This is a genomic window from Tenacibaculum soleae, assembly GCF_001693415.1.
Taxonomy (GTDB): domain Bacteria; phylum Bacteroidota; class Bacteroidia; order Flavobacteriales; family Flavobacteriaceae; genus Polaribacter; species Polaribacter soleae.
Map to the genome: position 1 here is coordinate 380,575 of NZ_MAKX01000001.1, position 11,554 is coordinate 392,128.

Below are 11,554 nucleotides of genomic sequence, written 5' to 3' on the forward strand. Positions count from 1 at the left end.
TTATGAAACAAGAATTTACAAAGAAACAATTAGAAGAAATTGAAAAGCAATTAAGTTGTCCTACCGGTGTTAAAGGGATAGAAATAGCGAACTCGATGAATTTAAGTAACATTAGTATGACCAAAAACTCTATTGATGCCTTAAAAATTTCAAATAGTAATCGAATTTTAGAGGTTGGTCATGGAAACTGTGGCCACCTTAAATATATATTAAATAAAGCTACTAACATTAATTACATCGGTTTAGAAATTTCTGAAACAATGATGAAAGAAGCTCTTTTACAATTGGATAAACAGCAAAGGTCTAAAAACATATCTTTTCAATTGTATGATGGAGAAAAAATCCCTTTTAGAAACAATTACTTTGACAAAATATTCACTGTAAATACTCTTTATTTCTGGAAAAGCCCCATTAATTTTTTAACAGAATTATCAAGAGTTTTAAAAAAAGATGGTATATGTATTATAACTTTTGCTCAAAAAAATTTTATGCAAAGTCTTCCTTTTGTAAATAACAAATTTAAATTATACTCAAACGAGAACATAAAACTATTACTAAAAAATACTGTTTTTACAATAGTTAACACACTACAAAAAACTGAACAAGTAAAAAGTAAATCTGGTAATTTGGTAAATAGAAAATATACATTAATCATATTAAAAAAGTAAGTTAATGAATACTGTAATTGGTTTATTTTATGGCTCTGACACAGGCATGACAGAAGAAATTACGCACACTATTGTAGATGAGTGGGACGTTACTGACATTGAAGTTATAGAAATTAATAACGCTAATAGTTCTGATTTTGATAAATTTAACTTTATTATATTAGGACTCTCAACTTGGTATGATGGCGATTTACAAAGTGATTGGGAAAGTTATTTTGATGAGTTTAAAACCATTGATTTTACCAATAAAACAGTAGCCATTTATGGTTTAGGAGACCAGTATGGTTATGGGGAATATTTTATAGATGGCGTAGGCATGTTAGCCGAGGTTGTTATAGCAAACGGAGGTAACATAATAGGTAAATGGCCTACCAAAGGTTACGATTATACTGAATCGAAAGCTAAAATTGAAAATGAAGATTTATTTTATGGTTTAGCAATTGATGAAGACAATCAACCAGAATTAACACAAGAAAGATTATTAAAATGGTTAACTATTTTAAAAAATAACTTAATAAATCAAGCTTAAAATTTTAACAAAAAACGGTTGCTCATTATTAGCAACCGTTTTATTTTTTATCACAATAATATATTGTTTTACCCCTCAGGAGCTAATTCTACCTCCAAACCGTCCATTTCTGGCTTTATTTGTATTTGACATCCTAAACGACTATTATCTTCAACATTAAATGCCTCAGCCAACATTGCATCCTCATCATCTCCCATTTCTGGTAATTCATGATCTGATTTTACATAACATTGACACGATGCACACATTGCCATACCGCCACAAATACCAATAGTTCCTTCAGGAGCTAGTTCATACGAACGTACAACCTCCATTAAATTCATGGCCATATCAGTTGGCGCAACTACTTCGTGTGTTACACCTTCTCTATCTGTTATTTTTAGGGTAATATCTTGTTCCATCTTACAAATTCATTTTTTTACGTAGTGTTTTAGCACGTTTATCTTCACCGTCATGTGTCCAACCAGGTGAATTAAATATATAATTCAATTTATCTGATAACTTATTAGCTCTTTTAACATCATTCCAAATTGCTCCATATTCGTGTGTTGCTACTTTTATAGGATTGTAGGTATTAATATTTACGGTCAATCCATAAATAGGTTTTTCTACCGCTATTAATTCTTCTGAAAAAGTACCAAATAAACGATCCCAAATAATTAAAATCCCTGCATGATTACAATCTAAATAACGAATATTTGATGCGTGATGTACTCTATGGTGTGATGGCGTATTAAAAATATATTCAATTGGTTTTGGCAGTTTATCAATCAATTCGGTATGTATAAAAAATTGATAAATTAAGCTAACTCCCATCATGGTAAACATCATTAAAGGATCAAAACCGAGTAAAGGAATCCATATCCAAAACAAAAACTTATGAGCACGTTCACCAACTCCTTGGCGTAAAGCAGTTCCTAAATTCATATATATTGATGAGTGATGTGGCACATGACCTGCCCAAAATAAACGAACTTCGTGATTTAAGCGATGAAACCAATAGTAGGCAAAATCATCGGCTAAAAACAATATAATCCACGCCCACCATTGACGACCAACAGTATCTTTTAAGGGACTTAACTCATACAAAAAGAAAAAAACAATAAACGCTACAATTTTAGGAATAAACTCAACAATTGCAGAAAAAAGCATCATCAGTAACGAAACTTTAGTATCATTCAAACTGTATTTTTCTTTTGATATTTTATATTCAATAACCATTGAAATAAAAAATATAGGTAAGACAAAATACAAAAGCTTGTCTTGTGATAATTGCTGTATATAATCTGCTAATGCCAATTGTTTTAATTTTAAAGTTGTTAAAAATTTACTCAATTTTTTTTACGACAGCTTTTGGCGCTTCTTTACGTGTACCATCAAAACCGTCTACACCACCAACTGTGGTGTACTTCATTACATATTTTTTATCAGGAAAAATACGTTGAAATGCGCTTTGACACATTAAAGTAGCTTCGTGAAATCCGCATAAAATTAATTTTAATTTTCCTGGGTACGTATTTACATCTCCAATGGCATATATTCCTGGAATATTTGTTTGATAATCTAACGCATTGTTTACTTTAATGGCGTTTTTTTCAATTTCTAATCCCCAATTTGCTATGGGACCTAATTTTGGTGATAATCCAAATAATGGAATAAAATGATCTGTTTTTAAAACATACTCTTCTTCTCCTTTTTTTGAAACTATAACTCCAGTTACCTTGTTTTCTCCTTCGATTCCTTTAATTTCAGCTGGAGTTATTAGTGTTAATTTTTTAGCGTCTTTTAATTCTTGTACTTTATCTACAGAGTCTAATGCACCACGAAATTCGTTTCTACGGTGTACTAAAGTTACCGATTTTGCTACGTCTGTTAAAAAGATAGACCAATCTAAGGCAGAATCTCCACCTCCTGCAATTACCACATCTTTATCTCTGTAAAGTTCTGGTTCTTTTATCATATATTCTACTCCTTTATCTTCAAAGTTAGCAATATTTGGAATTGGTGGCTTACGTGGTTCAAAACTCCCTAAACCTCCTGCAATTGCTACTACTGGTGCTTGGTGCTTGGTACCTTTGTTGGTGGTTACTATAAAACTACCGTCTTCTTGTTTTTCAATAGTATCAGCACGTTCACCTAAGGTAAATCCTGGTTCAAATTGTTTAATTTGCTCCATCAGTTTATCGGTTAAATCGCCTGCTAAAATTTCTGGATATGCGGGGATATCGTAAATAGGTTTTTTTGGATAAATTTCTGAACATTGCCCTCCTGGTTGTGGTAATGCATCAATTAAATGACATCGTAATTTTAGCAATCCTGCTTCAAAAACGGTGAATAATCCTGTGGGACCTGCTCCTATAATTAATATATCTGTTTGTATCATTTTACTTCTAAAATTTTCTTTTTTATACTGATATTCCTGTCTTTAAAATAAAAGACAGGAATATTTTGCGTTAGTGATTGAGCGGTTTGTTTAAGCTCTTTTTAAAATATTTTTTTATATTTTAAAAAAGCGAGTAGCGAAAGCACGCTCGAACGCCCAAAAATAATAAGTTTGTAGTTGTTAAAAGCTGATAAAAATCAAGTTTTATGCTACATTAATTACTTCTTCTATTATTGGTGCATATTTTTTTATGGTTGCTTCGACACCGTTTTTTAAGGTCATTTGATTTACTGAGCAACCACTACAAGCTCCCTCTAACTGAACTTTTACGGTATTATTTTCGATAGACAATAGCTTAATATTACCGCCGTCGCTTACTAAAAAAGGGCGAATTTCTTCTAAAGCTTTTTCTACATTACTTTCTATTTCTGCTGCTGTCATAACTTTTTTATTATTTAGTACTACAACCACTCATGGTAGTGATTCGAACTACTTCGGTTGCTGGTAAATTTTCGTTTCTTTTTAATAGTTGAGAAAGCATTTCTTTAGTTGCATTGGTAAATGCTTTTTCTAAAGGGCTATTTTCTTGTAATGCTACTGGGCGACCAACGTCACCTGCCTCACGAATACTTTGCACTAATGGTATTTCTCCTAAGAAACTTGTTTCAATATCTGTTGCTAAATTTTTAGCGCCACCTTGACCAAAAATATAGTATTTATTGTCTGGCAATTCAGCCGGTGTAAAATACGCCATGTTTTCTACAATTCCCAATACTGGTACGTTAATACTTTCTTGTTTAAACATTGCAACTCCCTTTTTAGCATCAGCTAAGGCTATGTTTTGTGGTGTACTTACTACTACCGCTCCGTTAATTGGCACTGCTTGTACGATTGATAAGTGTATATCACCGGTACCAGGTGGTAAATCAATTAATAAGAAATCTAACTCTCCCCAATCTGCATCAAATAATAATTGGTTTAATGCTTTTGATGCCATTGGTCCACGCCATATTACTGCTTGATTAGGGTCGGTAAAAAATCCTAATGATAATAATTTTACGCCATAATTTTCGACAGGTTTCATTTTAGATCGCCCATCAACTTTTACTGCTAAAGGTTTTTCTAAAGCTACATCAAACATTAAATGTTGTGATGGCCCGTACACATCGGCATCTAAAACACCTACTTTAAAACCCATTTTTGCTAAAGAAACAGCCATATTAGAAGTTATGGTAGATTTACCTACACCTCCTTTACCTGATGCAATTGCAATAATATTTTTAATATTCGGAATTTCTTTTCCTTTTATTTGTGTTGGGTTTTCTTTTGGTTTTGCCTCAACCTTTACATTCACTTTCACGTCAATTGCCTTATCAACATGTTCGTTAATTGCTTTTGTTATTTCAACTTCTACCTTCTTTTTTGCTTGTAAAGATGGATTTGAGATGGTTACATCTACAATTACTTCGTTTCCAAAAGTAACAATGTTTTTTATATTTTCGTTTTCAACTAAACTTTTACCTTCACCAGGTGCAGTAATAGTTTCTAACGCTTTGTATATATCTTGTTTTTTAAAACTCATTAGAGTATTTAATTTAATTAATTACAAGTTACAAAGATACATTTTAACACTTAGAAAATAAAGTGTTTAGATTGTGAAAATTTATGAGGTAATAAGGAGTTTTTATTGTAATTCTGTAGATGGGTTCCAGAATATTTTATCGAAGTTTTGAATTTGATTTTCAACTACAACTACTCCTTCGCTTTCTAGTAATTGTTGCATTAAATTAGTACCGTCAAAATGATGCTTACCTGTTAAAAGTCCTTTTCTGTTTACAACTCTGTGCGCAGGAATATCGTCTAAATTATGTGCTTTGTTCATTGCCCAACCCACCATTCTTGCAGATCTTGCAGCACCTAAATAAACAGCAATTGCTCCGTAACTGGTTACTTTTCCGTGTGGAATTAATCGCGCTACCTCATATACTTTTTCAAAGAAATTTTTATCTGACATGGTTGTAAATATACCTAATTTTTAATCTTTGGCTAAACAATACTTATTATTGCGTTAGTGATTGAAGTAAGTTATAGTGTAAGGCTGAAAGCACGACCCGAAAAAGGAGCGTCCAAAAAAAATTGCAAAAAAAATTCCTACTAGTTGCAGGAATGTCTTTTTTCGATATTAGTAATTTAACTTAAACCGAATATAGGTTATTGGTTTCCCAACTTCTAAATATTGTTTTTCGTAAAAGGTTTGTGTTGAAGTTACCTCTTCAGGAGCGCCTTCATTTTTATACACATTGTGGTTTGCGTGTATTATTTCGTGCCCCTCGCCATGCAATAAACCTAAGGTGTAACCGTGCATAAATTCGCTATCGGTTTTTAGGTTCATAATACCATCTTCTTTTAAAATTGTATGGTATCTTTTTAAGAATGTTGTGTTGGTCATTCTATGCTTGGTGCGTTGGTATTTTATTTGTGGATCTGGAAAAGTTATCCAAATTTCATCCACTTCATTTTCAGCAAAAATATGTGCCACTAATTCTATTTGGGTTCTAATAAAGGCAACATTTTGCATATTGTTTTCTATTGCTGTTTTTGCTCCACGCCAAAAACGAGCTCCTTTAATATCAATACCAATAAAATTTTTATTCGGATTTTTTTCTGCTAATGCAATTGTATATTCTCCTTTACCACACCCTAGCTCTAAAACAATAGGATTGTCGTTTTTAAAAAAGGTATTCCATTTTCCTTTCAATGAAAAATCGTTAATAACCTCTTCTCTTGTTGGCTGAATTACATTTGCAAACGTTTCATTTTCTTTGAAACGTTTTAGTTTATTTTTGCTTCCCAATGTTTCTACAAATTAAGCTCTATCCTCTGTTCCTTCTTTTAAGAAAGTAGCAGATTGCTTCATCCAATAAGCAAATAACACTAATAAGATTAATAAAAACCCCCAGTTAACAGCATTTGAGGTCCACCATCCTAAGTCTCCTTTTGCAACTTCTAAGCGCAACCACTTAAATGGCACTAAAATGAACTCAAATAAATCTCCAATTAATCTAAAAATATTTAATCCTAACATAACTTGATTATCTTTACAGTTGCAAAAGTATAAAAAGAAACTATGTTAGCCAATTTTTTCGGTAAATCTAAGCCTGTTAATTTTCTCGTGATTTTCACGTTGTTTTTAGTGTACTTTTTTTTGCATTTTTTTTACACCGAAATCTCGTTTAATTCGATTAAAGAATTATTTTATTTTGTGGTTATTTTTGCTGTTTTCAACTTTATTCTTGCAAAAAATCAATTAACATTTGACAATTCTTATGCTTTTTTGTTTTTTGTAATACTTATTGGTTTTTTTCCTACTGTAATAAAGATTAATTATACATTATATGCTACTATAACCATATTGCTTTTTTTACGCAAAGTATATAGTTTACAATCATCCAAAAATACGCTTCACAAATTGTTTGATGGCGGTTTGTGGCTAGGTATTTCTTTTTTAATTGAACCTTACACTGCTGTGTTTGCAATATTATTGTACGCTTCAACGTATTTGCACCAACGCTTTACCTATCAAACCTTATTAACTCCTTTAATCAGCTTTGGTAGTGTTATTTTTTTATTTTTTACATATTGTTTTTGGTATGAAAAAACGGCTGATTTTTACCTGCTTTTTAACTGGAGTTATTTATATAATATTGACTTATACTTAAGCACGAAGTATCTTTTTCCTAATATTATTATCGGAATTTTTGTGATTTTAGCTTTTATGCTAAAAAGCCCGAAGGCTTTGGCTGTTTTAAATACTTTTAGAAAAAACTGGATTTTAACTTTTATTCACCTTACAACCTCAATAATTGTTGTTTTATTGATAAATCCTAAAAATGGTAGTGAATTACTGTTCTTGTTTTTTCCTACTGCTGTAATATTAGCAAATGGTTTAGAATTGTTTCAAAAAAAGTGGTTTGTTGATGTATTATTATTACTTTTTTTAATTAGCTCAATACTAATAATATTTATATAAAATTATAGTTTTGCTCCAAAAGCTAAATCACCAACATCTCCTAAACCAGGCACAATATAACCTTTACTATTAAGCTCTTTATCAATATCAGCAATCCATAAATTGGTATTTTCTGGGAAAAATTTTTCTATAAATTCAATACCTTCGGTAGCACCTATTACTGACATAATATGAATTTCTTTAGGGGTTCCGTGTTTTTTTAACGCTTCATAAACTGCCACTAACGATTTTCCTGTAGCAATCATAGGATCGGCTAACAATAATGTTTTTCCCTCAATTGATGGAGAAGCTAAATACTCAACTACAATATCAAACTCAGTATCATTATTAGGGTGATTACGATATGCTGATATAAAAGCATTTTCAGCATCATCATAATAATTTAGCAATCCGTTATGTAATGGTAATCCGGCTCTAAGAATAGAACATACGACCAATCTATTTACAGGAAATTTTGTTTCTTTTACACCCAAAGGGGTTTCGATATCTAATCGTTCGTAGGTTAAATTTTTACTTAATTCATATCCTAATATCTCGCCAATTCTTTCAATATTTCTACGAAATCGCATGGTGTCTTTTTGAATACCGATGCTTCTAATTTCTCTTAAATATTTATTTAAAATTGATGTTTCTTTTGCTAGATGATGAATTTTCATACTTTAATTTATTTATAGCTAAATTACAAAAAAGAGGGGTTTAATGTAAATAAAAAAGGGGATATCCTTAAGCAAAAAAATAGTTATTACTAATTAATAAATCTTTTTAACACCTCTATTAAAATCTCTTTGTCTTCAATATAACTCATGTGTCCATTAGGCAGTTCAATAAAAGGAGTTTTTGTGCGTGCTGCTTCTTCAATGACAGATTGATAATTTAAAACAGTATCTTTTTTACCTACAATAATTAATCGTTTATCAATAGTTTGTATAGTGGCTTCTTTATTTTCTCTTAACTGCATTCCTTTTGTTGCTGCAATATAACCTTGTACTGAAGTTTGTTTAGCTATTTTTTTTACCTCAGCAATTTTTACAGAAAACTGCTCGCGGGTTTGAAGCGTAAATAAATTAGCTACAGACATTTTAACTAAGTTATCATAATTTACTTTTGCCATTTCACAAGCTCTTAAACGCAAACTTTTTCGCTCGTTAGAATCTGCCTGTGCAGTTGAATTTAATAAACATATTCCTTTTATATTTTTCGGATAGAGTTCTGCAAAAGCCAACGAAACATACCCACCCATTGAATGTCCAATCATATAAAATTTACGCAATAGTAAAGTATTTAAAACCTCTTTTACAGCCATAGCCATGTCATCCATTGTATGTACATAACCAATACTATCTGTATTTCCATGCCCTAATAAATCAATACAAATTACTCGGTTCTTTTTTATCAACTCTCCTTTAATATCATTCCATATTGTACTGCTTTCAAGAAATCCATGCAGTAACACAACAGCACTTCCTTTACCAACGTCTGAATATGCTATTTTACTATTTTTATAAATGAGAATCTTTTCCATCTTGCAAAAATATGTATCTTTCGCTAGTATTTATTCTAAAACCATGTTAACGTCACCTTTTTCTTCCTTATCAGATATTGCAGAAAAAAAACTTACTTTTTTTCTTGCTACTGCTACTGTTTGTATACTATATGGCATGTTAAGGATTGATTATTATTTAATAAATGATGTTTGTGAAAACGGAATTTTATCTTTCGAATTTGCAAAAGATTTTAACATTTCAAAAACTATTTTAAACTCTTGGAATACAAAATCGAAAATTTGTGCTGGAATTAGCCTAGGGCTAGATTTCTTATTTTTAATGATTTATCCGCTATTAATTGCTTTATTAATTCACAAGCTTAATGAAACTATTTGGAAAGGGCACTCTTTTTATTTTGTAGGGATAATCTTGTTATTTTCACAACTCTTAACCGCCATTCTTGATACTATTGAAAACATTGGATTGATACAATTGTTACTAGGTAGTACCAATAGTAATTGGAGTTTAATAGCCTATTATTGTGCTTTTATAAAATTTACAATAATCTCAATTGCTCTTATATACTTGGCTATAAATTTTATCCCTCTTATTATTAAAAACACCACAAAAAATGAATAAAACAAAAGATATATATGTTACTGGATTCGCGTTGTTTTCTATGTTTTTTGGTGCAGGTAATTTAATTTTACCTCCTTTTTTAGGTAAAAATGCAGGAAATTTATGGAGCTGGGTAACCATTGGTTTTTTTATTACCGCAGTATTCATTCCTATTTTAGGAATTTTGGCACATGCCAAATTACAAGGAACTTTATATGATTTCGGTAAAAAAGTATCTCCTATTTTTAGCACCGTATACTGCCTCCTTATCTACACTATTTCAATTGCATTACCAGCTCCAAGAACAGCATCCGTTACTCATGAAATGGCAATTGCTCCTTATTTTAATAGTAGCTCACTAATAACAAGCAGTATTTATTTTAGTTTGGTTTTTGTTTTTGTTATGAACCGAACAAAAGTGTTAAATTTATTAGGCAAATTTTTAACTCCTTTAATAATCTTAATCCTATTATCGATTATAATTATTGGAATGTTTTCATCTCCAGAAACAATGAATTTATCTACTTTTAAAACACCTTTTATTAGTGGATTATTAGAAGGATATCAAACTTTTGATGCGATTGGGGCTATTGTTGTTGGTGGTATTTTGGTAATTTCTATCAACTTTAATAAAGAAACTTCTTTTAAGACAAAGAAAGAATTAATTACCAAAGCTGGTTTTATTGCCGGATTAGGACTATTAATTATTTATGCTGGATTGATTTATAATGGTGCATTGTTTAACTCAATTTTTAATCAAACAGCCACTAGATCTGAAGTTTTAACCGCATTAAGCACGCAAACTCTTGGTAATATTGGCACACTATTTTTAAGCGTACTAGTTAGTTTGGCCTGTTTTACTACTGCTGTTGGAATTATTACCGGAACTGCCGATTATATAAAAGGAATTACTAATAATTTACAAGAAACTTATATAGCAACCGCTATTATTGGTTGTGTTCTTGGCGTTTTAATAGGTCAATTAGATGTTCGTAATATTATAAACATTGCTTTACCTGTTTTAATGTTTATTTATCCAATTACTATTGTGCTAATAATTTTAAATGTTATTTCAGATAAATACACCTCTGCACTAGTTTTTAAAATTGTGGTAGCTATAACTTTTGTTTTTAGTGTTCCCGATTTTTTAGAATTTTTTATTGATAAAGAATACTTAACTAAAGTTAAAACTATAATTCCATTAGCAAATCAGCATTTAGGTTGGGTATTACCGGCTACTATAAGTTTTATCTTAACCAATATTATAAAAATAAAAAAGCCTGCATAACGCAAGCTTTTTTATTTTCACATAACTTTATTAAAACCTATACCCTAAGTTTATACCCACTCTTGGTACAACAGAACGAGATTCTGAAGAAAACATATTTCTACCTAGTCCTCCATAAACATCAATTACAAAACCTCCACCAGAAATATATTTAGATCCTATTGCTAAACCCAAAGCACCATCTGTATACTCGTTATTATTGTTAATGCCGTTATTAATTCCTAAAAATACTTCTCCAAAATAATTCCAGTTACTATTGTCTGTAAAATAGTGACGAAAATAAGGAGTAATCATCCATTCTTCGTTGTAAGCAAAATCAGATGATTTTTTTTCAAAATTAAACAAAGCTGACAACCCTATTGATGAACGACTGGCCGTGTAATGTTCATACGAAACCTCTAGGGTTTTTAATGCCAATGCATCAAAAATATCGATTTTTACTTCTTGTTGTGCCTGTGAAAATGAGCTGATTAAAACTACAGCTATTAAAAGTATTTTTTTCATCTTTAAATTTTAAATCAATTATTGTTATACGTAACTTTAACTATCAATTA

The 11,554-nt window shown here is 30.7% G+C and carries 16 protein-coding genes; 5 read left to right on the forward strand and 11 right to left on the reverse strand.

Annotated elements, in window-relative coordinates; all coding sequences use genetic code 11:
- Positions 1–2 precede the first annotated feature (2 nt).
- Both BA195_RS01635 and BA195_RS01640 read left to right on the forward strand, forming a co-directional pair.
- Positions 3–668 (forward strand): class I SAM-dependent methyltransferase, encoded by a 666-nt coding sequence (locus BA195_RS01635; protein ID WP_068703876.1) that lies wholly within the window; start codon positions 3–5, stop codon positions 666–668.
- A 4-nt stretch (positions 669–672) separates the two neighbouring features.
- The gene (locus BA195_RS01640) at positions 673–1,197 is read left to right on the forward strand and encodes a flavodoxin (protein ID WP_068701782.1); all 525 of its coding nucleotides are present in this window, start codon (positions 673–675) and stop codon (positions 1,195–1,197) included.
- Positions 1,198–1,265: 68 nt separating this feature from the next.
- On the opposite strand, the gene BA195_RS01645 is transcribed toward BA195_RS01640, so the two are convergent.
- The 8 genes from BA195_RS01645 to BA195_RS01680 form a co-directional block, all read right to left on the reverse strand.
- Positions 1,266–1,598, reverse strand: coding sequence for a 2Fe-2S iron-sulfur cluster-binding family protein (locus BA195_RS01645; RefSeq protein WP_068701784.1), 333 nt, complete (start codon positions 1,596–1,598; stop codon positions 1,266–1,268).
- A gap of 1 nt (position 1,599) precedes the next feature.
- Entirely contained in the window at positions 1,600–2,532 is a 933-nt protein-coding gene (locus BA195_RS01650; protein WP_245662306.1) for a sterol desaturase family protein, read from the reverse strand.
- Positions 2,525–3,580, reverse strand: a complete 1,056-nt coding sequence (locus BA195_RS01655) for an NAD(P)/FAD-dependent oxidoreductase (RefSeq protein WP_068701786.1) — start codon at positions 3,578–3,580, stop codon at positions 2,525–2,527. Before BA195_RS01655 ends, BA195_RS01650 begins: the two co-directional genes overlap by 8 nt.
- 204 nt (positions 3,581–3,784) lie before the next feature.
- A complete protein-coding gene (locus BA195_RS01660) occupies positions 3,785–4,021 on the reverse strand; it encodes a NifU family protein (RefSeq protein ID WP_068703880.1) in 237 nt (78 codons plus the stop codon).
- A gap of 10 nt (positions 4,022–4,031) precedes the next feature.
- Positions 4,032–5,162, reverse strand: a complete 1,131-nt coding sequence (locus BA195_RS01665; protein WP_068701788.1) for an Mrp/NBP35 family ATP-binding protein — start codon at positions 5,160–5,162, stop codon at positions 4,032–4,034.
- 102 nt (positions 5,163–5,264) lie between these two features.
- Complete coding sequence (locus BA195_RS01670; protein ID WP_068701790.1) at positions 5,265–5,594, reverse strand: MGMT family protein; 330 nt, start codon at positions 5,592–5,594, stop codon at positions 5,265–5,267.
- Positions 5,595–5,762: 168 nt separating this feature from the next.
- On the reverse strand, positions 5,763–6,434 hold the full coding sequence (gene trmB / locus BA195_RS01675; protein ID WP_068701792.1) for a tRNA (guanosine(46)-N7)-methyltransferase TrmB: 672 nt from the start codon (positions 6,432–6,434) through the stop codon (positions 5,763–5,765).
- Between the two features lie 12 nt (positions 6,435–6,446).
- A complete protein-coding gene (locus BA195_RS01680) occupies positions 6,447–6,665 on the reverse strand; it encodes a DUF6341 family protein (protein WP_068701794.1) in 219 nt (72 codons plus the stop codon).
- A 42-nt stretch (positions 6,666–6,707) separates the two neighbouring features.
- Here BA195_RS01680 and BA195_RS01685 point away from each other — a divergent pair, with 42 nt between their 5' ends.
- Positions 6,708–7,610: a DUF6427 family protein gene (locus tag BA195_RS01685; RefSeq protein ID WP_068701796.1), complete on the forward strand. Its 903-nt coding sequence runs from the start codon at positions 6,708–6,710 to the stop codon at positions 7,608–7,610.
- 2 nt (positions 7,611–7,612) lie between these two features.
- On the opposite strand, the gene upp is transcribed toward BA195_RS01685, so the two are convergent.
- Together upp and BA195_RS01695 are read right to left on the reverse strand one after the other, a co-directional pair.
- Positions 7,613–8,266: a uracil phosphoribosyltransferase gene (gene upp / locus BA195_RS01690; RefSeq protein ID WP_068701798.1), complete on the reverse strand. Its 654-nt coding sequence runs from the start codon at positions 8,264–8,266 to the stop codon at positions 7,613–7,615.
- Between the two features lie 89 nt (positions 8,267–8,355).
- Complete coding sequence (locus BA195_RS01695; protein ID WP_068701799.1) at positions 8,356–9,132, reverse strand: alpha/beta fold hydrolase; 777 nt, start codon at positions 9,130–9,132, stop codon at positions 8,356–8,358.
- A 43-nt stretch (positions 9,133–9,175) separates the two neighbouring features.
- Here BA195_RS01695 and BA195_RS01700 point away from each other — a divergent pair, with 43 nt between their 5' ends.
- On the forward strand, positions 9,176–9,733 hold the full coding sequence (locus tag BA195_RS01700) for a hypothetical protein (protein WP_141677640.1): 558 nt from the start codon (positions 9,176–9,178) through the stop codon (positions 9,731–9,733).
- A complete protein-coding gene (gene brnQ, locus BA195_RS01705; protein WP_068701803.1) occupies positions 9,726–11,000 on the forward strand; it encodes a branched-chain amino acid transport system II carrier protein in 1,275 nt (424 codons plus the stop codon). The genes BA195_RS01700 and brnQ overlap by 8 nt, the downstream gene beginning before the upstream one ends.
- Positions 11,001–11,030: 30 nt before the next feature.
- Here brnQ and BA195_RS01710 read toward each other — a convergent pair whose 3' ends face one another.
- Complete coding sequence (locus BA195_RS01710; protein ID WP_068701805.1) at positions 11,031–11,504, reverse strand: DUF3575 domain-containing protein; 474 nt, start codon at positions 11,502–11,504, stop codon at positions 11,031–11,033.
- Positions 11,505–11,554 lie beyond the last annotated feature (50 nt).